General features: G+C 31.0%; 19 protein-coding genes. 17 read left to right on the top strand and 2 right to left on the bottom strand.

From position 1 onward, the window contains the following. Positions 1 to 2: 2 nt before the first annotated feature. The 11 genes from HUE53_RS02605 (at position 3) to HUE53_RS02555 (ending at position 13,258) form a co-directional block, all read left to right on the top strand. Entirely contained in the window at positions 3 to 770 is a 768-nt protein-coding gene (locus HUE53_RS02605) for an ABC transporter permease subunit (protein WP_014166193.1), read from the top strand. 28 nt (positions 771 to 798) lie between these two features. Continuing rightward, a complete protein-coding gene (locus HUE53_RS02600; protein ID WP_014166192.1) occupies positions 799 to 1,242 on the top strand; it encodes a CopD family protein in 444 nt (147 codons plus the stop codon). A gap of 287 nt (positions 1,243 to 1,529) precedes the next feature. Beyond that, positions 1,530 to 1,898 (top strand): hypothetical protein, encoded by a 369-nt coding sequence (locus HUE53_RS02595; RefSeq protein ID WP_060382923.1) that lies wholly within the window; start codon positions 1,530 to 1,532, stop codon positions 1,896 to 1,898. Between the two features lie 98 nt (positions 1,899 to 1,996). After that, positions 1,997 to 2,902 carry a hypothetical protein gene (locus HUE53_RS02590; RefSeq protein ID WP_065213109.1) on the top strand — a complete coding sequence of 302 codons (906 nt, stop codon included), beginning with the start codon at positions 1,997 to 1,999 and terminating at the stop codon, positions 2,900 to 2,902. Positions 2,903 to 2,908: 6 nt separating this feature from the next. After that, positions 2,909 to 4,897, top strand: a complete 1,989-nt coding sequence (locus tag HUE53_RS02585; RefSeq protein ID WP_065213110.1) for a TonB-dependent receptor — start codon at positions 2,909 to 2,911, stop codon at positions 4,895 to 4,897. A 24-nt stretch (positions 4,898 to 4,921) separates the two neighbouring features. Continuing rightward, entirely contained in the window at positions 4,922 to 5,806 is an 885-nt protein-coding gene (locus HUE53_RS02580) for an MbnP family protein (RefSeq protein WP_065213111.1), read from the top strand. 257 nt (positions 5,807 to 6,063) lie between these two features. Further along, positions 6,064 to 7,098, top strand: coding sequence for a cytochrome-c peroxidase (locus HUE53_RS02575; protein ID WP_192188682.1), 1,035 nt, complete (start codon positions 6,064 to 6,066; stop codon positions 7,096 to 7,098). 26 nt (positions 7,099 to 7,124) lie between these two features. Then, the gene (locus tag HUE53_RS02570) at positions 7,125 to 7,493 is read left to right on the top strand and encodes a hypothetical protein (protein ID WP_014166186.1); all 369 of its coding nucleotides are present in this window, start codon (positions 7,125 to 7,127) and stop codon (positions 7,491 to 7,493) included. A 554-nt stretch (positions 7,494 to 8,047) separates the two neighbouring features. Beyond that, positions 8,048 to 10,189 (top strand): TonB-dependent receptor, encoded by a 2,142-nt coding sequence (locus HUE53_RS02565; RefSeq protein WP_192188681.1) that lies wholly within the window; start codon positions 8,048 to 8,050, stop codon positions 10,187 to 10,189. Between the two features lie 86 nt (positions 10,190 to 10,275). Continuing rightward, positions 10,276 to 11,844, top strand: a complete 1,569-nt coding sequence (locus HUE53_RS02560; protein ID WP_225556168.1) for a PepSY domain-containing protein — start codon at positions 10,276 to 10,278, stop codon at positions 11,842 to 11,844. 58 nt (positions 11,845 to 11,902) lie between these two features. Beyond that, positions 11,903 to 13,258 (top strand): glycoside hydrolase family 19 protein, encoded by a 1,356-nt coding sequence (locus tag HUE53_RS02555; protein ID WP_014166183.1) that lies wholly within the window; start codon positions 11,903 to 11,905, stop codon positions 13,256 to 13,258. Between the two features lie 174 nt (positions 13,259 to 13,432). On the opposite strand, the gene lysS is transcribed toward HUE53_RS02555, so the two are convergent. Further along, complete coding sequence (lysS, locus tag HUE53_RS02550) at positions 13,433 to 15,124, bottom strand: lysine--tRNA ligase (RefSeq protein WP_065213115.1); 1,692 nt, start codon at positions 15,122 to 15,124, stop codon at positions 13,433 to 13,435. Between the two features lie 173 nt (positions 15,125 to 15,297). Here lysS and HUE53_RS02545 point away from each other — a divergent pair, with 173 nt between their 5' ends. The 3 genes from HUE53_RS02545 (at position 15,298) to lipB (ending at position 16,621) form a co-directional block, all read left to right on the top strand. Further along, positions 15,298 to 15,495 (top strand): hypothetical protein, encoded by a 198-nt coding sequence (locus HUE53_RS02545; protein ID WP_065213116.1) that lies wholly within the window; start codon positions 15,298 to 15,300, stop codon positions 15,493 to 15,495. Between the two features lie 140 nt (positions 15,496 to 15,635). Then, positions 15,636 to 15,899 carry a hypothetical protein gene (locus HUE53_RS02540; RefSeq protein ID WP_075348551.1) on the top strand — a complete coding sequence of 88 codons (264 nt, stop codon included), beginning with the start codon at positions 15,636 to 15,638 and terminating at the stop codon, positions 15,897 to 15,899. 23 nt (positions 15,900 to 15,922) lie between these two features. Continuing rightward, positions 15,923 to 16,621, top strand: a complete 699-nt coding sequence (lipB, locus tag HUE53_RS02535) for a lipoyl(octanoyl) transferase LipB (RefSeq protein ID WP_192188679.1) — start codon at positions 15,923 to 15,925, stop codon at positions 16,619 to 16,621. Positions 16,622 to 16,695: 74 nt separating this feature from the next. On the opposite strand, the gene HUE53_RS02530 is transcribed toward lipB, so the two are convergent. Continuing rightward, the gene (locus tag HUE53_RS02530; protein WP_014166180.1) at positions 16,696 to 17,355 is read right to left on the bottom strand and encodes a ribonuclease HII; all 660 of its coding nucleotides are present in this window, start codon (positions 17,353 to 17,355) and stop codon (positions 16,696 to 16,698) included. Between the two features lie 198 nt (positions 17,356 to 17,553). Here HUE53_RS02530 and HUE53_RS02525 point away from each other — a divergent pair, with 198 nt between their 5' ends. The 3 genes from HUE53_RS02525 to HUE53_RS02515 all read left to right on the top strand — a co-directional run bounded on the left by HUE53_RS02525 (position 17,554) and on the right by HUE53_RS02515 (position 23,958). Next, positions 17,554 to 20,541, top strand: a complete 2,988-nt coding sequence (locus HUE53_RS02525; RefSeq protein ID WP_077225853.1) for a SusC/RagA family TonB-linked outer membrane protein — start codon at positions 17,554 to 17,556, stop codon at positions 20,539 to 20,541. 10 nt (positions 20,542 to 20,551) lie between these two features. Further along, entirely contained in the window at positions 20,552 to 21,967 is a 1,416-nt protein-coding gene (locus HUE53_RS02520) for a RagB/SusD family nutrient uptake outer membrane protein (RefSeq protein WP_065213118.1), read from the top strand. Between the two features lie 74 nt (positions 21,968 to 22,041). After that, complete coding sequence (locus HUE53_RS02515) at positions 22,042 to 23,958, top strand: putative porin (protein ID WP_065213119.1); 1,917 nt, start codon at positions 22,042 to 22,044, stop codon at positions 23,956 to 23,958. The last annotated feature ends 141 nt before the right edge of the window (positions 23,959 to 24,099 follow it).

Genomic DNA, 24,099 nt, shown 5'->3' with positions numbered 1-24,099 from the left:
AAATGAATTCGTTACTAAAAATAATTACAAAAGATATTTACAAGAATAAAATAATAGTAGCCTATACCATTATTTTATCTATTTTAAGTTGGAGTTCTTTTTTATTAGAAGACAATTCGTCAAAAGGAATACTAACCATCCTAAATGTAATTTTATTTACAGTACCTCTTGTTTCTATTTTATTTGCAACAATCTATTTATACAACAGCGCTGAATTTATAGAACTATTGTTAAGTCAACCTATTAAACGAAAAAAAATTTGGTCTAATTTATACCTAGGAGTATCCCTTTCATTAACCACTGCCTTTTTTATAGGAGCAGGAATTCCGTTGCTTATAAATTTTCCTGATAGTATAGGGATACTAATGTTAATTGTGGGGATCTTACTATCTATCATCTTTATTTCTTTAGCCTTTTTAGGTGTTGTTTTTATTCGAGATAAAGCCAAAGGAATTGGTGTTGCAATCATGATATGGTTATACTTTTCTATTTTGTTTGATGGAATAATTCTTTTTTTATTATTTCAATTTTCTGAGTATCCAATAGAAAATGCAATGGTTGGAATTACAATATTTAGCCCAATAGATTTAGCTCGTATTCAAATTTTATTGCACCTAGATGCTTCTGCCATGATGGGCTATACAGGAGCTATTTTTAAAGACTTTTTTGGAACGACATTAGGCGTAATGTTTTCCTTTTTATTCCTTTGTTTGTGGGCTTTTATACCTTTTGTAATTTCTTTAAGAAAATTCAAAAACAAAGATTTATAAGAACCCATTCAATCTAAAATAATACGATATGACACACCATCTTTTATTGATAATCCACCTATTAGCTGCTAGTGTTTGGGTAGGAGGACATCTTATCTTACTCATTAGATATCTGCCAAAAGCCTTAAAAAACAAAGACGTTGAAATTATTAAAAATTTTGAAAAAAAGTATGAACCTATAGGACTACCCGCTTTATTGATTTTGGTAGGAACAGGCGTATTAATGGCCTATCAATACAATGTTACACTAACAAGCTGGTTTTCTTTTGAATCGAATATTGAAAGAGTGATATCAATCAAATTATGTTTGCTCATGTTAACTTTAGTTCTAGCCATTCATGCGCGACTATTCATTATTCCTAAGTTAACTTCTAAAAACATTATTTTAATGGCTGTTCACATTTTACTGATAACACTTATTGGTATAAGTATGTTAATTGTAGGAAGCTTTGTTAGGTTTGGAGGATTATAGGTTGTACTTGTGATAGTATAAAATTTTAAAAATAAATAGAATTGTATGAGTTTACAGATATAAAAAATAGAAGATAACGTAAAAAATATTATTTCAAAAACAAATTGTTAAATGATAAATATCATAAGGGTTTAATTAAGATTGGCTTACATTTGTTTTACCTTATAAAAAAAGAATTATCGCATTTAAGTTTTATTAAAAAACCGATTGTGTTTGATCATAAAAAAGAAAACCAAATTTGTTTTTTAGTAAAGCTTATCTAAATTGTATACATTTGTACTTTAATAATGAAAGGGTTATATACCATATTGGCTTTTTTAATACTGTTGCGTCCTGTAATGCCAGTTATTGATTATGTAGTAAATTACAACTACATAGCTGAGGTATTGTGTGTAAATAAAGATAAACCTACGTTAGAATGTAATGGAAAGTGTCACTTAATGAAAGAGCTGGCAAAAGTTTCTGAAACTGAAAAACCCACACCAGATAAAAAAAATAACCTTTCAGAACGATATGAAATACTATTTTGTCAAAGTATTTTCGAGTTTGAATTTATAAAACCTATTGATATACAAATTCACCCATTTAGTAATTATACAAATTGGTATCAACTTCTTACTAAATGTAGTATCCTCAAACCTCCTATTTTTAGATAATTATTTATCGTCCCAATTTTTTTAATCGCGTACAGATGCTATAACATTTTAGCACTGTTCACTTGCGTTTTGCATAAAAAATAATCATTTAAGAAAGTATGAAATTTCTAAAGTATTGGAGTATTGTATTAGTTTATACAATGACTTCTTGTACATTGGAAAAAACAGATTATGAAGCAGAAATAGCAACTGTGGTAACTGAATACGCTGCTTTTAGAGAAGTTACTTCTTTAAAAGTAGGTAATTATAATATTTGTATTGAAGCACTTAACGGAACTTTTTATAAAGGATATAACGAAATTCATGTAAAAGTTTTTGATTTCAATACAAATAAAACAGTAGTTCCTACTTCAGTATCTTTTTTACCAATTATAACATTGGCAAATGATACAAAATCATCTTGTCCTCATCAATATAATATGAAGTACAAACCAGCAGAAGAATATTTTGCAGGGTATTCTGTCTTTACTGATGAAAATAAAGAAGGAACTTGGCAAATAAATATTAAAATGACAATCAATAACCAAGTGATGAGCGGTACCCAAACGATTCCAGTTCTTCCTCAAAAGAATAAAAATCTAGGTATGACCACTTTTACGGGAAATGATGGCGAAAAATATTATATAGCTTTGGTCGCCCCACAAAAACCTAAAGTAGCAGAAAATACATTAATTGCAGGAATTTATAAATACAATAAACCTACAATTTCGGAACCCAATGAATATTCTTTTACGGAAGTTAGGAATCATACGTTAAAGTTAGATCCAAGAATGCCAGAACCCTCTATGGGCAATCATTCGTCTCCTAATAATAAAGATTTGACACAAGAACAAGATGGTTTCTATCACGGTATAGTTAACTATACTATGACGGGCAATTGGACGCTCAATATGATATTATTAGACTCAAACGGAAAAGTAATAAAAGGAACCAATGTTCCAGAAGACTTTACTCCTGGAGTTCAAGGATTAAAGAGCTCTCTTTTTATTGATATTCTATTCTAAGACCTTATGAAAAAAATAGGATTACTAATATTTGTTAGTATTTGCTTTTTAACAAATGCACAAAGTATAGAGGTTAATAAGGATTCAGTAAAAGTGATAAAAGAAATTTATTTGAAAAAAATTCAGAAAAAAAAGAAGATCGAAACAGATCTAAAATTGGCTGTTTCAATAGACGAATTTCTAGCATCATCTCATACGATATCTTTTGTCAAAAGAGGCGCGTATGCTTGGGAACCATTATTAAACAATATGAGTAGCGAACGCTCCACAATTACTATTGATGGAATGCACATTTTTGGAGCCTGTACAGATAAAATGGATCCTGTTACCTCCTATCTAGAAGTAAATAATTTAGCTACTATTGATATCAAATCAGGACAACAAGGAGGATTACACGGAGCCACTATTGCAGGAAATATCAATTTAGTTAGAAAAAATAGCTCTTTTACTGAAAAAACAAAAATAGTAGGGAGTTTTCAAGGAGGATTTGAATCCAATAACCACCAGCTTTTTAATTTGGGAAATATAGCTTTTACAAACAACAAATTTGTGTTAGATGGAAGTATCGCTTATAGAGAAGCAGGTAATTATTTTGATGGTAAAAATAGAGAAATAAAACATTCTCAATACTCTAAATTCAACTCCTCATTAGGTTTAGCTTATAAAACAGGATTGCTTTCATCTTTAAAAGCGGATGTCGTTTTTGATATGGCAAAAAATGTAGGATTTCCTGCCTTGCCTATGGATTTATACCTTTCAAGAACCCTAATAACATCAGCCGCTTATAAACAGCTTTTTGATGACAAACGAATCAAAGTATGGGATACGAAAGTCTACTTCAATGCTATTGAACATTATATGGATGATACAACGCGCCCTGAAAATTTGGTTCACATGGATATGCCCGGATGGAGTACAACCTATGGATTGCTCTCTAAAGTAAGCATGAAAATGAATAAACTCTCCTCAGAATTTCAGTTCAATGCGTATACTAATTTATCCATTGCAGAAATGAGAATGTACCCACAGGACCGTAGTAACAGAACAATGTTTGCCTATAGTTGGCCTTGGGTAACTACACAATTTGCAAGTGTAGCTGTACAGAACTCATGGGATTTTTCAACAGAACGTCAGTTGTCTTTTGGTGTTTCTTTAGGAGCTCATTACAACTTTTCTAAATACATAGAATTTAATAGAATTTTTTATCCAAATAGTTCTCAAGAAAAAAATCGAATTTTGCCTAGTCTTAATTTAAATTATCAATACAAGAAAAAAGAGTATCATTTTTCTGTAGGCACAGGATATGGCCATAGAGCACCTTCTATTTCAGAAGGATATGGCTATTATATCTACAATAGTTTTGATAGATACGACTATATAGGAAACCCAGATTTAAAAAATGAAATTTCCTATGAAGTAAATGCAAGTGCAGGCTATAAAAATGCTACTGTAGGATTAGAAGCTAAGGTTAACCATTTTTACATTGAAAATTATATTGTGGGCAAAATCCTAAACATAGGAAGTCCTATGAATTACCAATCTATAGGCGTGAAAGGGTACACTTCCTTAGATCATGCAAAACTTTATAATGTAGTAGTTAGCTCCTTTTATAACTTAGGAGAACATATTCGTTGGGAAGGCTCACTAACTTACGCCAGAGGTATAGATAGTAAAGGGATTAATCTCCCGTTCATTAGACCGTTAAGTTATCTAACCTCCCTGCAATACAAACATTGTAATTTTGGTGCAAGAACAGCTATAAATGGTGATTTAGATCAAATACATTACAGCTCTTTATACGGCGAAGATCAAACACCTAAATACCTATTATGGGGAGCCTCAGTAGATTATGCAATTCTCTTTAACGAATACAAAATAACGTTGCAAACAGGAGCAGAAAACATATTAAACGAAAATTATAGCACGTATGCTGATTGGGGAAATATTAATAGAATGGGACGAAATATTTTTATCTCATTAAAACTCAATTTTTAAAAAAAATAAACACTTTAATTATTTATGAAAAATTTAAAAAAATATTATTTATTAGCTATATCATCATTCTTATTTTTGTCTTGTAGTAAAGAAGAAGATCAAAAAATACTTGAGCCAAACACATTTGCTAATGATGTAACATTGGTTTTTGAAAACACCTTCAAAAGTACCCCTATTGTACTTGGAGAACCTACTTCAACCGCTGTAACAACGAACGTTTCAGTAAACAACCAAAAACACCTCTTTAAAGAACTAAAGTATGTAGTTAGTAATATAAGACTGATAAAAGAAGATGGTACAGAAGTGCCTTACAACGTATCAAATCTTGATTTAGGAGCTATTGTAATAGACCAATCAAAGCCTGAAACACTAAGTTATACTTTATCAAAAATCCCTTATGGTAGTTATAAACAAATTAAATTTGGCTTAGGAGTAAAAAGTGATTTGAATAAAGTAGATCAAACAAAATTCCCTAAATTTTTTGCTAACGCTGGAGAAAATAAAACACAAATGATGTGGGAATGGGGAGCAGGTTATCGTTTTGTGAAAATTGAAGGTTATTATAGTGATGAAAACAAACCTCTTTCAATTCATACAGGAAGTACTGAAAAAAAAGATCCCAACAAAAATTTTGTTCAAGGAGTAGATGCTTATAGAGATATTACCTTGAATCTTCCAGTACAAGCAATTGTGAATAAAATGAACCCTAAAATTATTATAAATGCTGATTTTGATAAGTTATTAAGCGGAACAGAAAAAATAACGCTGATAACGAATGATAAAAATGATAACAATGCAACCCCAAGTGTTCATTCAGCTGTACAAATGATGCGTTTTGTAAACAATATAGGAGGAAACGGTACTACAAATGTTACAGGTATGTTTTCTGTTAGTAAAGTTCAAAATTAAAGATTAATATGGGGGGATTCAAAAAAACACAAACGTTTTGTTTTACTCATAAAGAGAAATAAAATAACGTGAGTAATAGTTTCATACGATAGTCAAAAACAAGAAACTATTGTTTTTTTGAGTTCCCTCTTTTGTAATTTTGATATGACGGTTTGAGTATGTAAAGAAGTTCATTGAACACCTATGATGAATTCAGGTTCGTGAAGTAAATACCAAAAATAAAAGCATACGATATTTACCGTTAAAAAAATAAAAAAATGAAATCATATATTTTACTTCTAATACTAGTGTCTACCTTATCCTCTTGTTCTAAGGACAAAGAAATAGACGTAGAACCAACATTTATTTCTGAATTTAATAATCCAGAAATTCTGATAGAAGCCCCTAAGTATTTTCCTCTATTGAATGGTTTTTTTCTTAAAAACAAACCCACAAAATACGGCGTACAGTTAGGCGAAAAATTGTTCAATGATAAAAGATTAAGTAGTAATAACTCTATTTCATGTGCAAGTTGCCACATTCAAGAAAATGCATTTACAGATAAAAAAACAAAAGCGATCGGAATTTTAGGACGAGTAGGATTACGTAATACACCTCCAATTCAAAATTTAGCCTTTATGAATTTTTATATGTGGGATGGAAACGAATTAGAATTAGAGCACCAACCTATCGTACCCATTATTACGAAAGAAGAAATGGGGTCTTCTATTCTAGAAATAATAACAAAAATACAAGGAGACAAAGAGTACCAAGAACTGTTTAAAAAAACGTATGGAGAGGATAAAATAACACAAGAAAAAATATTTAAAAGCATTGCACAATATGAATACACTTTAGTCACTTCTAATAGTAAATATGACCAAGTCATGAAAAAAGACCAAGATTTTACTCCTAATGAAAAAAAAGGATATGAGACGTTTAAACAAAAATGTGCCAATTGCCATGCCACAGAATTATTTACAGATCAATCGTTTCGAAATATAGGGTTTCCTATAAATCCTGATAAAGATGAGGTTGGAAGAGCAAGAGTAACAGGAAAAAAAGAAGACATACAAGCCTTTCGAGTACCCTCTTTAAGAAACATACAATATACAGCTCCTTACGGAAGTTTTGGGCAGTTTGCCTCATTAAAAGAAGTATTAGATTATTTTGATAAAGGCGTTTTAGATGCAGATAATTTAGATCCTATTCTTAAAAATAAAAACAACAAAATTGCATTAACAGAAGAAGAAAAAACAAATCTTATTCACTTCATGAATACATTAAGTGATCCAACATTCGTTAAAAAATAATTTTAAAAATCACTTACAAACCCTAAATGAAATTTACCCTTCTAATCTTAGTTTTATCATTTCTGCTACGTCCCGTAGAACCTATGGTTTCTTATATTATAAACTATGATTATATAAGCAACGTATTGTGTGAAAACAATGATAAACCTGAATTAAAATGCAATGGTAAATGTTATTTACAAAAACAAATGGCTAAAATAGCCGAAGAAGAAAAACCACTTCAAAAAGATACAAAACAAGTAAAAGTAGAACACGAAACCTTGTTTCTTTATCCCGTTTTAGAGAGTTTAATACCCATCAAAATTTTTAATTTCCAAAAAAATCATTTTGTATATACCAACCTATATAACTTTTTAAAAGAAAACCTCATTTTTCACCCACCTTCTTTATTTTAGAGGATTTTCAAAAAAAATATTTTTTAATAAAGCTTCATTTGTATTTCAGAATAGAAGAAGACATATTATTAGCTTTGTCCAATTTTCGTTCCTTTTTTTTAACCAAAGAAAATCTGAACAAAGTTAGACATACACCCTTTTTTTGAACCTTCCTCGTCAGTTAGCATAATAGGTATAATTATCTAAAAATAAAAACCAAGTAATATATTGTTAGAGAATACAAAAAAAACGACCTCTACAAAAACTATTTATCAAATAAAGATAAAAACAAACAAGGTTATTTCTTTTTAGATAACAAACCTCATAATCTTATGTCTTAGTCTAAAAAAAAACATAGTATTCATTTCATATTATGTATTCGACTTTATGATGCAAATAAAAAGAGTAAAGAAGATAAAAAAGACCCCAAAGTTTTTCCACAAATGAAGTTTTACTACATTCAGGACAAAAGAAGAAGAACCTTTTTAGATTCAAAATCATTTTATCTGTAATAAATTTCTAATACGTAATCTGGGGATAAAAAGAATAGTATGCTATAAAACAAAAATCTTCCAATGAAAATAAAAATAAAGATCATTACTCTTTTAGGAGTTATGAGTGTATGTGCACAAAATAAGAAAAATCAAGACACAACAAAAATCAACCAGATAGAAGAAATAGTTGTAACATCTAGTAGAATACACACTAAAAAAACAGAAACACCTGTTGCTATTTCTAAACTCACAGAAAAACAAATTACAGAAACAAAAGCAACAGCTGTGTATGAGTTAGTAAATAAAACAGCAGGCGTTTTAATGACTAATTTAGGAAATGAACAACATAGCATGTCTATCAGACAACCCATGACAACAAATGCTTATTTTTTATATCTAGAAGACGGTTTGCCTATTCGTCCCTTAGGTGTTTTTAACCACAATGCACTATTAGAAATCAATCAATTCAACATTGAAAGCATAGAAGTAGTCAAAGGTCCTGTTTCCTCATTATATGGGCCAGAAGCCGTAGGAGGAGCTGTTAATTTTATTTCAAAAAAACCGTCTGATAAACCACAATTAAAATTAGGATATCAAGGCGATCAATTTCATTTCAACCGCTTTCAAGCAATGGGTTCAGGAACTATAGGTAGGTTAGGATACCACATTGCCAGCTTATCATCCGTTCAAAAAAATGCTTGGATGACCTATTCAGACTATGATAAAAACAATATAAACGGGCGATTTGATTATACTTTTAATCCCAATCATAAACTTATTGCTACGGTTTTTTATGGAGAATATTATACCCAAATGAGTGGAAGTGTAAATGAACAAGATTTTTATGAGAGAACCTATAAAAGCCAAACTAATTTTGCTTACCGAAAATCAAAAGCATTGCGGACAAAATTAATCTATGAACTAAACTGGAATCAGAATACTATGACTTCTCTAACAACTTTTATGCGAGAGAACGAATTGGGTCAAAATCCATCGTATGCTATTAGACTTTCAGAAGATAAAAAAACTGCTACAGGAGAAATTAATTCTAATAATTTTACCAGTTATGGTATTGTAGCACAACACAATCAAAAGTTTAATTGGCTTAATACAACCCTAGTAGTAGGAGGTTTGTTAGATCGTTCTCCTATTGATTATGAGTCGTATAGAACGGATTTACAACCGATACTAAAACCAGGAACAACAATTGTTTCGCAATACGATTTTATTGCAGAACGACCAGATATTAGATTAAAAGTATACAACGGAACCATCTACAATTACGCAGTTTTTACACAAATAAAAACCGTGCCTATAAAAAATCTCGTTCTTACATTAGGAGGACGATATGATAAAATGAATTTAGAGTATTATAATGATATTAGTAAAAAAAATGGGACAAAAGATTATAATCAATCCACTTTTAAAGCAGGAATTAATTATAATCCATTAAAAACAGCAGGTTTTTATGCTAATTACTTACAAGGTTTTTCGCCTCCTAGTGTTTCTACTATTTTTGAAATCAAAGCAGGTACAGGAGGAAAAACAGGAGTTCCAGCTGAATTTAATTACGATCTAAAGTCTGCATTATTTTATAATTATGAAATAGGAGGTTGGTTATCCCTAATAAATTCCAAATTAAAAATAGATTATTCTTTGTACTATATGAAAGGGGAAAACGAATTAATCAACACCCGTTTAGTAGATAACTCAACAGATTATCGCTCTGCGGGAAAAACATTACACAAAGGAGTAGAATTTGGATTAAATTATGGCATCTCAAAATCTATTAATCTCAGAATAGGAAGTGCTTACTCAGAACATCAATTTGTAGAATTTGAGTTTCCAGAGAAATCTTTAGAAGGAATAAAAAATTTAAATGGGAAAGAAATGCCTTCAGCACCACGTTGGATAGCTAATTCAGAACTTAGTTACCATCCAAAAGAGTTGCCAAATTTTAGGATCTCAGCAGAGTGGCAGTACGTTTCAAGTTTTTTTCAAGATCAAATTAATACAACAAAATACCAAGGATATAACGTAATCAATGGAAGAATAGGCTACAAAATAAAAGGAATAGAAGCCTATTTAAATATAATAAATCTTACAGATCAATTATATGCTTACAATGTATCTAGAGGAAACTCATCAAAATCTTCCGCAAATTATACAGTAGCAGCACCCAGAACTTTTGTTTTTGGTGTGCAATACAACCTATCCTTATAAACTTAATAAAAATGTAAAATTTCTAAAATTCTAATCCCATACATTAATAATACTTTGAGTTTTAACTCATGAAACCCTATACAATAATGATAAAAACAATTATTCAAAAAATAAAGAAAAAAATAAAAAAGCGTATTTATAAAGGACATAAATTACTAGCCTATATAACCTTTATTCCTGTTGTATTGTGGTGTTTTTCAGGAATTACGCATCCATTTATGGCACATTTTTTTAAACCCCAGATAAAAAATGAATGGATTGAACCAAAGGTAATTAACATACCCAAAATACAAGTTTCTCTAAAAGAAATTTTGAGAAAAGAAAAAATTGAAACCTTCAAAAACTTTCGTTTCATTGAAATGAATAATGATTGGTTCTATCAGATAAAATTGATAGATAATTCGCTGGTTTATTTTAGTGCCACCAATGGCAAAAAAATAGAAAAAGGAGATGAAAAATATGCACAATATTTAGCACAATATTTTTTAGAGGATTATCAAAGTAAAATTTTAAAAGTCGAATACCTTACAGAATTTGATCATCAATACAAATATATAAATCGCTATTTACCCGTTTATAAAATTACTTTTGATAGAAGTGATAATATGCAAGTATATGTAGAAACAACCTCCAGTAAATTAGCCACCTTTAATCCGCTTTCTAGACAAGTTTTTATATGGTTTTTTGATACCTTCCATAATTGGTCATTTTTAGATGCTATTACGACCAATGAAATACGAATAATCCTTATGATTATTTTGCTAGGAACCATTATCGCATCTGCTTTATCAGGAATTATTATATACGGTTTTTTTTGGAAAATTTTTAAAAAAACACAAATTTCATCGGAAAACAAAACCCGGATTCACCATCGAAAATTAGGAATATGGTTTTCTCTACTGACCATTGGATTTGCGTTTAGTGGTGCATTCCATCTAACAAAAAAGTGGAATCCAAAGCCTGTTCAAGATATGGTATATGAACCCGTTTTGAATAGCAATAAAATAAAAATAAATCCAATAGAAATTGCCGTTAATAAAACAAAACTTCAAAATGTAAGCCTCATACAATTTGAAGATACAATTTATTACCGTTGCCAATTACAAGCTAATTTTAAATCTTTTGACCAAGATAAATCCAAAAAAGAAAAAAAGAAATTAGCTCCTGTAGCAGATGTTGTATATCTAAATGCACAATCTAACACTCTTGCCAAAGGTCTAGATCTGAAATATGCGGAATTTTTAGCCCATTATTTTGAAAATCCTTCAGTAGAAAACGCTCCTTGTTGTGAAAATCAAACCTCAGAAGAAACTAAAACGTGTGGTATTGATAGTGTTGAACTACTAGAAATTAAAGTTCTAACTGATTTTGATAATAGGGAATACGGTTTTGTAAATAAACGATTACCTGTCGTAAAATTAGCATACAATACTCCTGAAAAAACAACATACTTCGTAGAAACAGCAACTTCTAGAATTGCTTCGGTGATACAGAAAACAGATAGAACAGAAGGATACTCATTTGCAATTCTTCATAAATTTTTATGGATGGATTGGGCAGGAAAACCAATACGTGATTTAGTCATGACATTTGCAGCTATTACATTGCTAATATTAACTTTTTTAGGGATTAAATTATTAATTAAAAAAGAATAAATTTTTGTATTACAATCAAGATTGGTTAGTTTTATAAAACTAACCAATCTTTGTATTTATGAATTTTAAATTACTCAAATTCCGTTTTTTAACAATTGTTTTTGCCCCTTTCCAATTGCTGTATTCTCAACAAAAATTGTCAAGTATAGCAGATAAACAAAGTTTGTTAACAAACGTCCAATGGGAATCGTTATTTCCTAATCGAGCAGGATTAGCTTCTGGGCATCCACAAGGATATAGCACAGATTTTTTTTCCTATAATAATTTTATACAAGCCCGTAACGAAATGGCTGATTATTGGGTTAAAATTAGAAAAAAACAAGGTGTATATGGAGAACTCATAACCATAACTAAAAAATCTTCGCAAGTAGTCTATAATTATTCACAAGTAGACCCTTCATGGTATGCTAATACAACAGCTGAAACCGTCATTAATGTTGATTTTGCAGATTTTGTTAATACCTCCAACACCTTAAACAATACCCGAGAATTAGGCGCCTTTTTAGCGAATATATCAAAAGAAACCACAGGCGGATGGCAAACACCAGTAGGAGGAGGAAGTTTAGGAGATTATGCTAAATGGGGATTGTATTTTGTACATGAATTAGGGTATAATACAACTAATTCAGCAGGAGCATACAGTCAAGCCAGTACAGAATACCCCGCCAATCCTACAAAAGGATATTACGGACGAGGACCTATTCAATTGTCATGGAATTATAATTATGGACAATTTAGTAAGTTTTTATACAACGATAAAAATGTGTTATTAGATAATCCTGATTTAGTACAACAAGATGGCGTTTTAGCTTTTAAATCAGCTATTTGGTTTTGGATGATGCCGCAATGGCCTAAACCTTCTTGTCATCAGGTTATGCACGATCTTTGGGTGCCAAGTATAGGAGAATATGCTATGAACAAAATGTATTTAAAAGGATTTGCTCATACGAATAACATTATTAACGGGGGATTAGAATGTAGAGGTTCATCTAGTGCTGCTTTTACTGTAAAAGTAGTTTTACGTTCTGATTTATATAAATATTATTTGGGAATATTAGGTTTAAATCCTAATCAAATAGCTGCGGAAGATTCTGGACAATATACTACTACTTGTTTTCAAGATGCTTCTAACGCCATGCAAGACTATCAGAGTGCAAATGTTTTAGCAACGAAAGGATTTGATCTAGAAAGTTTTTCTTATGGTCCTAATCCCGTTCAAGAAAATCTTAAAATAAAATATAAAAAAACGATAGATCAAATAAATGTCTACGGATTAGATGGGAAAGAAATTCAGAAATTACGTGTTCAAAAGGCAAATTTTGAATTGGATTGTAGCAAATTTGAAAAAGGAGTTTATTTATTACAAGTTATAAGCGAAGGGGAATCGGCAATTTTTAGGATTATAAAAAACTAACCTTCTGGAATAGATAAAAAAATGATTTAAAAGAAATGTTTTAGTATTCAAATTATCACATCGACCATACGGGAAGTCACAGGATTAGTTTTTGCGATTTCTCCTTAGGGTCGATATGATTTACTTTTTTGCCAGCCTATTTGTATAAAATACAGCAATACAAGAAATGTTTAATTATAAAAGAACAACCGTTTTACTTTCGCCCTCAACGACTACTTTCGTCAAGCCCGCTTTTGTTAATTCTTTCATCGAAGCATCCCATTTTTTGCCACTCAAGCCTGATTTTTCTTTTAAAAGAGCTAAAGTTTGATTGTCTTCAACTTTTAGTAATTCAACGATAGTCTTTGCATCATCACTTATAGCTAATGGCTTTACTTCTGGACGCATTTGAGGGAAGAATAATACCTCCTGAATAGACGCATTATTGGTTAAGAACATAATTAAACGATCCATACCTATACCTAATCCCGAAGTAGGAGGCATTCCATATTCTAAAGCTCGTAAAAAATCTTCATCAATAATTCCATTGGCTTCATCATCTCCTTTTTGGGCTAACTCCATTTGCGCGACAAAACGTTCTCGCTGGTCAATAGGATCGTTTAGTTCTGAATAAGCATTGGCTATTTCTTTTCCACAAACCATTAACTCAAAACGTTCCGTTAACTCAGGATTATTGCGGTGTTCTTTAGTTAAAGGAGACATTTCTTTTGGATAATCCGTAATAAAAGTCGGCTGAATGAAATTACCTTCACATTTTTCGCCAAATATTTCATCAATTAATTTTCCTTTACCCATGGTATCATTTACCTCAATGCCCATAGATTTTGCTGCTTCACGTAATTCTTCTTCAGTCTTACCCGTTATATCAAAACCTGTAAATTGTTTGATCGCGTCAGTCATCGTAACACGAGCGTAAGGAGCCTTGAAATTTACTTTATGTTCACCAAAAGTAGCTTCCGTAGTACCATTAACTTGTAATGCACAGTATTCTAATAAATTTTCAGTAAACGCCATCATCCAGTTGTAGTCTTTATACGCTACATAAATTTCCATAGCGGTAAATTCTGGATTATGAGTCCTGTCCATACCTTCATTGCGGAAGTTTTTAGAAAACTCATATACGCCGTCAAATCCACCTACAATTAATCGCTTTAAATACAACTCATTAGCAATACGCATATATAAAGGGATATCTAAACTATTGTGATGTGTAATAAATGGGCGTGCTGCCGCTCCTCCGGGGATAGACTGTAAAACAGGTGTTTCTACTTCCATGTAACCAGCGTTGTTAAAAAATGTACGCATGGCAGTAAAGAGTTTCGTTCTTTTTACAAATACCTCTTTTACTTGTGGATTTACTACCAAATCCACATAACGCATACGGTAACGTAGTTCAGGATCTATGAATTCGTCAAAAACCTTACCTGTTTCGTCTGTTTTAGGCATTGGTAAAGGACGTAACGTTTTACTTAAAAAAGTAAAGTTCGTTACACGAATACATTGTGCGCCTACTTGTGTAGTAAATAATTCACCTTCTATTCCTATAAAATCGCCTAAATCCACTAACTTTCTAAAAACTGTATTGTATAAGGTTTTATCCTCTCCAGAGCAAATAATATCTCGGTTAAAATATGCTTGAATACGTCCTTCGCTATCTTGAATTTCACTAAAACAAGCTTTTCCTTGGTCGCGGTTACTCATCAAACGACCCGCTACTACAACCTTCTTACCTTCTTCAAAAGATTCCTTTATTTGTTTCGAAGTATGATCTACTGGATACAAATTAGCGGGATACGGATTGATACCAAGTTCACGTAACTTGGTCAACTTTTCTCTTCTGATGATTTCTTGTTCTGAAAGTTGCATAACATTATTTTTTTAAAGACAGCAAAGATAACCATAAGTTTAAAAGTTTAAAAGTTTTAAAAGTTTAAAATTCAAGTATTGTATAACTATATTATTTGTTTTTGTGATTTATTTGAAAAATATTGATTTTTTGAGAGTTTTAGAATCTGTATCTTTGGCAAAAAGAAAATGAGATGAAACGTTTTTTATGTTTATTATTGCCCTTGGTTGTGTTAACAAGTTGTGTTTTTACAGAAGAAATAGAAATAAATCAAGACGGATCAGGGAAATATGCTTTTGCTATAGATGGCTCTAGTTTGATAGCTATGATGCCAAAAGATAGTTCAAATTTAGGAAAAACAATTGCTATTTTCTTTGGAAACATTTTTTAAATCCGTAACAGATTTACAACAGTTAATAGAAGGAATGGAAAGCTTTCAAAAATTGACCAAATCCAGTAAAATACAACAAATACAACGAATAGGGAACTTAAGTGTTTTGTTAGAAAACGGAGTTAAAATGAATTATTTGTATGATGGTAAAAAATTCTTTAGAAAAGCCATTACTACCAATCAACCGTTTAAAAAAAATAGATGCCAATTTCTTAGCGAAATATAAAACGATTTTAGAAGCATCTAAATATGTGGTAAAATACCATTTTCCTAAAGCAGTTAAAACCGTATCAAACAAATCCGCGGTATTTTCTAAAGATAGAAAAATAGCAACCATAGAATTTAAATGGGATGAAATAGTGAAATCCCCAGAATGTTTAAATTTAGAAGTCCAATTCAAATAAATTATTTATAATTAAATACAATAATGAGTAGAAAAGTAAAATTCCAAGATTTGGGATGTCAAGATTATAAAAAGACATGGGATTATCAAGAAAGCTTATTTGCTGAAATTGTAGCCCAAAAAATGCTAAAGAGAGACGATTCAAAAGTAGAAACAGATAATTATTTTTTGTTTGTAGAGCATCCTCATGTTTATACTTTAGGAAAAAGTGGAGATTTATCAAATCTATTGTTGTCTGAAAAACAATTAGAAGAAAAAGGAGCCACGTTTTATAAAATAAACAGAGGAGGAGATATAACCTATCATGGACCAGGACAAATTGTAGGTTACCCAATTTTAGATTTAGAAAACTTTTTTACCGATATACATAAATATTTGCGATTACTAGAAGAAGTTATTATTCAAACTTTAGCTGAATATGGCATAGCATCCGAACGAAGTGAAGGAGAAACAGGAGTATGGATAGGAGTAGGAACTCCCTTTGTTAGAAAAATATGCGCTATGGGGGTTCGTGCCTCTCGTTGGGTAACCATGCACGGTTTTGCATTAAATGTAAATGCTGATTTAGGGTATTTTGATCATATTATTCCTTGTGGTATAAAAGGAAAGGCAGTAACCTCTCTTCATGTTGAGTTAGGAAGACCAGTAGATGAAGAAGAAGTAAAAAAGAAAATATTAAAATATTTTAATGATTTGTTTAATACGGATTTAGTATCGTTATAGACTCAGAATAACAAACAAAATCGTGAAACTTTAATTTGTTTTCTACGATTTTGTTTGTCTAAAAAAATAATTATTTATAAGTCCAATACAAACTGTTCAGGGAGTAATTTAAAAGACTTCCTGTGGTATTTTGTGACCCCATATTTAGCAATAGCTTCTCTGTGATCTTTTGTAGGATATCCCTTGTTTTTACTCCAATTATACATTGGAAATTCTTCATGAATTTTATTCATATATTCGTCTCTATGCGTTTTAGCTAAGATAGAAGCAGCAGCTATATTCATGTATTTACTATCCCCTTTTATAATACTTTCGTTAGGGATGGATTTTAAAAAAGCTATTTCTTCAAGCTTTAAGTTGTAGCCAGTTAGGGTTTTGATTCCTAGTTTTCCCAATAAAGGACGGTTTCCATCAATAATGATAAAATCGGGTTTTTGCTTCAACTTCAAAATGCTTTCCTGCATAGCCTTCATAGAAGCATTAAGAATATTGATTTCATCAATTTCTTCATTCAAAATATGCGTTACCGCAAAGCCCAATGCTAAATTTTCAATAGTAGGTCTTAAAACATCCCTCTTTTTTTCAGATAATTGTTTAGAATCGTTTAAAGAATCAATATTAAAATTTTCTGGAAGTATAATAGCGGCTGCTGTAACGGGTCCTGCGAGGCACCCCCTGCCGGCTTCGTCACATCCGACTTCTATTGCGTAATTGCTGAATTTTAAGGATAACATAGTTTGTATAGTAATAAAAAGTGCTTAATTTTTAGGTTTATTGAAAAGTAAATAATAAGTTTTTATAAAAATTATAGAAGCAGCAAAGGTACTTTATAAAGTTTAACATTTATAAAAAATGAATATCTATAGATAATATTTGGGAAATTAAGAAATATTTAAGAAGTTTGCGGGATAACTAACTCAAATAAAATTAATATGAGATCAAAGTTCAAATGGATTTTTACGCTACTGTTAGCGTTAACAATGCAGTTTTCTTTCGCTCAAGAGAAAGCAATAACTGGGGTGGTTACAGACGCAAATGGTCCACTACCAGGGGTAAATGTTGTAGTAAAAGGTACACAACGTGGGGTTTCATCCGGATTTGACGGTAAATATAGTATTAAGGCAAAAGAAGGCGAAACTTTAGTTTTTTCATTTATGGGAATGAGAGAAGTATCTAAAGTGGTGGGTGCTTCTAATGTAATGAATACTGTAATGCAAAGTGATGCAAAACAATTTGGAGATGTTGTTATTGTAGGTTTTGCTAAACAAGAAAAGAAAAAAATGATTCAGTCAGTGGTAACTGTAGGATCTGATAAAATTAAAGATGTTCCTGTTGCTTCAGTTCAAGATGTTCTTCAAGGTCAAACTTCAGGTGTTCAAGTTGTTTCTTCTTCAGGAGTAATTGGTTCTGCACCCGTTGTAAAAGTAAGAGGTGTTGCCTCTATTACGGCAGGAGCTAGGCCTTTGTATGTTGTTGATGGAGTGCCATTGAATGATGTTAATTTAACTTCTGCTCAAGGAGGTCAGGCTTTAAATCCAATTGCAGACCTAAATCCTGCAGATATAGAGAGTATGTCTGTATTAAAAGATGCTGCGGCAACTTCAATTTATGGATCTCGTGGGTCAAATGGAGTTATTCTTATTACTACAAAAATGGGTAAGAGAAATCAAGATGCTAAAGTTGCGGTTGGTTTTACTACTTCCTTTACAAATTATACAGATGCAATGAAAATGATGAACGCGTCTCAGTATAAGGAATATAATGCTAAATTTCCTCAAGCGTTAACAAATTCAGGAGTTTCGATTGATGACATAGGGGAGACTAATTTTGATTGGTTAAATGCTGTTTCGAGAACAGGTGTTTCTATGGGTTCGGATGTTTCAGTTTCAGGAGGTTCTGAAAAAACAACTTATTTTTTAGGAGGGAGCTATGCTAAACAATCGGGCTTTATTGTTGGTAACGGATTAGAGAAATCTGCAGGAAGGCTTAATATTAATACAGAGGCAAATTCTTGGCTAAAAGTTGGAATGAATTTAGGGGTAACTACTTCTAAAATAGATAGAGTTGCTTCTGAAAATTCAGTAAATGCTCCGTTTACATCTGCTTTTTTACAAGAACCTTACGTAACACCCTACGATTCGAATGGTAATTTTCAACGTACAGGTTTTATAGCTAACGTTGTAGCAATAGAAGCTTTAGATATAAATGACTTAATTACGAATCGTATAACAGGTAATGTATTTGCAGATTTTAAATTATTTAAGCCTTTAACCTATAGAGTAGAAATTGGTTTAGATAGATCTTCAATTGAGGAATTTAGACGTGAAAAAGATATTAATCAAGCAGGTGGTTCTGCTTCGGATTATCAAGCTGTTCAGCAGAAGACTGTTTTTACAAATACTTTAAATTTTAATAAAAAGTTAGCTGAAAAAATTAATTTAAATGCCTTAGTAGGTTTTACTGCAGAAAATACTGAAGTAAGAGATATTAGCGTAGCAGGTACAGTTTTTGCTTCTGATGATTTCTTGAATGTTACTTCTGCAGTTATAAAATCAACTACTGATAATACTAACGCTCAATCTAGATTAAATGGTTATTTTTCACGTTTAAATCTTGATTATGATTCAAAATATTTATTAGAGGCTTCTTTTAGAAGAGATGGGTCTTCTAGATTTGGATCTAATAATAGATTTGGTAATTTTTGGGCAATTGGAGCAGCTTGGAATATTGCCAGTGAAAACTTCTTAAAAGAAAGTAAATATATTAGTGAATTAAAATTAAAAGCTAATATGGGAGTTTCTGGTAATGATAGAATTGGAGATTATGTTTGGAGAGAGCGTGTTAATGGTGGCGTTTATCCAAATTATAATGAAACTTCTGGTTTAGCATTATACAGATTTAGTAATCCAAATTTAAAATGGGAAAGATCAGAATCTATTGATTTTGGATTGAATTTAGGTATGTTTAGCGATAGAGTTAAAATTGCTGTTGATGTTTATAGAAAAGTAACTTCAGATTTATTGTTAAATAAATTGTTGTCTACAGCTGATAATGATGGTGTTAGAACTTATTTGATCAATGCTGGTAAAATGGAAAACAGAGGTTTAGATTTAGATTTTAATTTTGATGTTTTAAGAGATTCAAAATTGAAATGGACTACAAATTTAAATTTTAACTTTAATAGAAATAAAATATTAGAACTAAATTCTGATGCTTCTGTGGATGCGCAAGGAAATAAATTTATAGGAGGATCTACTTATCAAAGAGCAATCGAAGGATATTCTGCCAATACTTTTTACTTAGTGCCTTATTTAGGAGTTAATAAAGAAACGGGACATGCTGAATGGTTAGATATAAATGATAATCCAACTACTACTTATTCTACAGCAAATAGAAGAATTGTTGGAGATGCAAACCCTGATTTTACAGGGGGATGGTCTAATAATTTGAAGTATGGTAACTTTGATTTATCTACATTAGTTAACTTTAGTTACGGGAATGATATATTTGTTGACGGATTACGTTTTGTTGATCGTGCAACGTACTCTTACAATCATAGAGAAGTTGTAGGTAATGTGTGGCAAAAATCTGGAGATGATGCATTTACTCCAAATCCTACTTCTCCTACATTCAGAACCGTTCAAAATGCTTCAACTAGACAATTGAAGGATGGTTCTTTTGCTAGATTGAAAAATGTAACTTTTGGGTATAATTTTCCTATGAATAAGTTTAGTAAAAGTTTTATATCATCTGTAAGAATTTATGCAACTGCACAAAATTTATATACATTGAAAAATAAAGAGTTAGAAGGTATTGATCCAGAGGTGTCTAATTCGATTTCTGCTGGTATCCAAGGTGAAACATTTTTTACTGCCCCTCAAACTAAAACGTTTTTGTTTGGTACACGTTTAACTTTTTAAGCTTTTAAATATGAAATATATATATATATCAACACTTTTTCTAACATTTGCAATTGGTTGTCAAACGGATTTAGATGTTAAAGCACAGGATGAATCTTCTCGTGAAGTGGTATTAACTACAGGACTGGGAGTGAAGTCTTATGTAACAGGATTATACGGATTAGCACAACAAGAAGGTGCTTTTGGGGGGGTTCCACAATTGTTAGGAGACTGGCAGTCAGATAATATTGGTTTTAGAGGTACCTTTCCAACGCTACAAGAAATAAGAGATTATACAACTGTACCAACAAATGGGAACGTTGCTTCAATATGGCAAGATCATTATGAGATAATAACTCAGGCTAATACGGTGATTAATAAAGCTTACTCAGCTCCAGATGTTAACTTTTCAAAAGAAGAAAGGGATGAGGCTGTAGGTGAGGCTAAGTTTATGAGAGCTTTAGCTTATTTTCAACTAAATTGCTTATTTGCACAACCAATTCAAACAGCTGGAGTTAACGGTTTGTCTGTTCCATTAATTACTAAGCATATTAACTCTGTAGACGAAATTGGTATAAGAAATACTCCTAGAGCTACTATTGGTCAAGTATATGCTGAAATTGAAGCAGACTTATTAGATGCAATTAGTAAAATTAAAACTTTTAATAGAGCAAGAGCTAATGTAGGAGCTGCTAAGGCTTTATTGGCTCGTGTTTATTTATATCAAGATAAATTTTCCCAAGCAGCAGATTATGCAAATCAAGTTATAGGAATGAACAATGAGTTTGTATTAGCTACAAACTATTTATTTTACGATAATAAGGATTCTTATGAGCACATATTTAATTTAGTTAGTTTGTCTAATGATAGTCAGTCGGGGAGTAATGAAAATGGACCATCAGTTAGTTTCTCAACTCTAACTAATTCAGCTGCTAATGGAGGAAGAGGAGATTGTCCTTTTTCTGCAAATTTGAATGCCGCTTTTGCGAATTCAGGAGATTTACGTTACACATTAAAAAGAAGAGATGTAGAAAAAACAGGAGTTCCTTTTTACACAACGAAATATAATGACGGACTTAATCAGTCGTCAGATTATTCTGTAATTCGTATTTCTGAAATGTATTTGATTAGAGCTGAAGCTAATTTAAGAGCAGGAACAGTAATAGGAGACACTCCAGTTAATGATGTTAATAAAATTAGAAGACGTGCAAATCTTCCTGATTTGACAGTTGTAACATTAGATGATATTATAAATGAAAGACGTTTTGAGTTTTGTTTTGAAGGTCATAGACGAATGGATTTATTACGTAATGGAAAGCAACTAAGATTATCAGGAACTGTGCCAGCACCAGCTGAAACAGCCCCTGGTAAACCAAGAGTGATTTTACCAATTCCTCAAAGAGAATTGGACTTAAATAAGAATTTAGTTCAAAATCCTAGTTACTAATAAAAAAGCCCTCGCTCAGCGAGGGCTTTTTTATCTCTTCTCTTTTCCCTATTTTTGTACTTCATTAAAAACCTATGAAGTATTTTTTTTATTTAATTATTGCTTTAGTTGTTATACCAACATTTGGACAAAATGACTTGTCTGAAATTAAAAACGACACAGTTCGTAAATCCCTACGAGAAGGTCGAAAAGAAAACCCTAAAGCCCCTCATAACTGGTATAAAATTTATAATCTAAAAAGAGACACTACTTTTGTTGATACCTCACTTACAATAAAAAGTGATTATAAGTTTAATCTACTCAGAAAAGATAACTTCGGCTTGTTGCCGTTTGCTAATGATGGTTATGTATATACTGTTCTAAACTATGGTTTTAAAGCACCTAATGCGTTACCCGCTATAGGTTTTAATGCTAAACAATTTAATTATCTGCAATCAGAAGACATCTTCTATTATAATGTACCAACTCCCTTGACAGAATTGTATTTTAAAACTGTTTTAGAACAAGGACAAAGTATAGATGCTTTTATTACATTAAATACTTCTAAAAATCTTAATTTTTCATTAGCCTACAAAGGATTACGATCATTGGGGAAATATCTAAATTCATTATCAAGTACAGGAAACTTTAGATTTACTTCAAGTTATCAAACTCTCGGTAAACGTTATGGATTTAATGTACACTTTACAAGTCAAGATTTTACCAATCAAGAAAATGGAGGAATTCTAAATGATACCGATTTTATTTCTGGGGATCCTCAATTTAGTCAACGTTCAAGATTAGATATAAAACTAAAAGAGGCAAAATCCCTTTTTGAAGGAAAACGTTATTTCGTAGATCAATATTTTCGTTTAAATCGTAGTCAAAAAGCTAATAATATATTATTGGAACATCAGTTTAAGTACGAAATATTTAATTTTAGTTTCGAAAAAACTACTAAAACAGATTATTTTGGTCTAGGCTATGAAAATTCTAACTATTCAGATTTGACTAAATCATCTGTCCTTTATAACAAAATAGGAGCTACTTTTTTTAACACCTCAATAGGCAAGTTTAATGTGTTTATTGAAGACAATCGTTTTCGTTATGGGTATAATCGTTTAGTGATTGAAAACCAGCAAATAAAAGTTCCAGCTCGAAATGATTTTTCAGTTCAAAATATAGGAGGGAAATATTTTTATCTAACAAAAAAGATGAGAGGAGAAGCCCTTTTTTCAAAAGCTTTTTCAAAACACACAAACTCTACTATAGATATATTTACAAAATACACTTTAAATGATAAAAATAGTTTTTCAGCTAGATACACTAATTTAAGCAAATTGCCTGATTTAACCTCCTCCCTTTACCAAAGTGATTTTGTAACATATAATTGGAAAAATTCATTTGATAACGAAAAAATTAATTCATTTCATTTGAATGCCCAAACACAATGGGGAGCAGTTGAAACTCAGTTTGTACTGCTTCATAATCATATTTATTTCAGTAATGATGATTTAACACAAAAAACATTGCTGACAACACCTAAGCAATATAAAGGATCTATAAATTATTTTTCAGTAAAAATACAAAAAGAATTAAAGGTTGGGAAGTGGTCACTCGATAATAGTATTTTATATCAACAAGTAGCCCAAACAGAACAAATTTTAAATGTTCCCAAATTTTTGACACGCAATAGTTTGTATTTTTCAGATCAATATTTTAAAAAAGCTTTATTCTTACAAACAGGGATCACCTTTCAGTATTTTACTAATTATTATGCTAACGGTTATAATCCTTTGATTGGTGATTTTTATACCCAAAATCAAAGTCAGATAGGAAATCATCCTATAATTGATTTTTTTGTTAATGCTAGAGTACGTCAAACAAGAATTTTTTTGAAAGCAGAACATCTTAATACTACTTTCAGAAATAATGATTTTTTTGCAGCACCAGGTCAGCCTTATAAAGACTTTCTAGTGCGTTTTGGATTAGTGTGGGATTTCTTTCAATAATCATGAATTTCTAATACTGAAAATCATTAGATTAAGCTACACTTTCAAATCTCTTGAAATTTGAAATCTGTATTCAGAATATTTATACCTTTGCAAAGAGGTTGGTAAAGAATAGTTTAAAAATAAGAAAAACATTATAAA

This window comes from Flavobacterium columnare (assembly GCF_014844295.1).
GTDB classification, from domain to species: Bacteria; Bacteroidota; Bacteroidia; order Flavobacteriales; family Flavobacteriaceae; genus Flavobacterium; species Flavobacterium columnare.
Note: the sequence above shows the minus strand (reverse complement) of the source record. Positions and strands in the feature narration are given on the sequence as shown.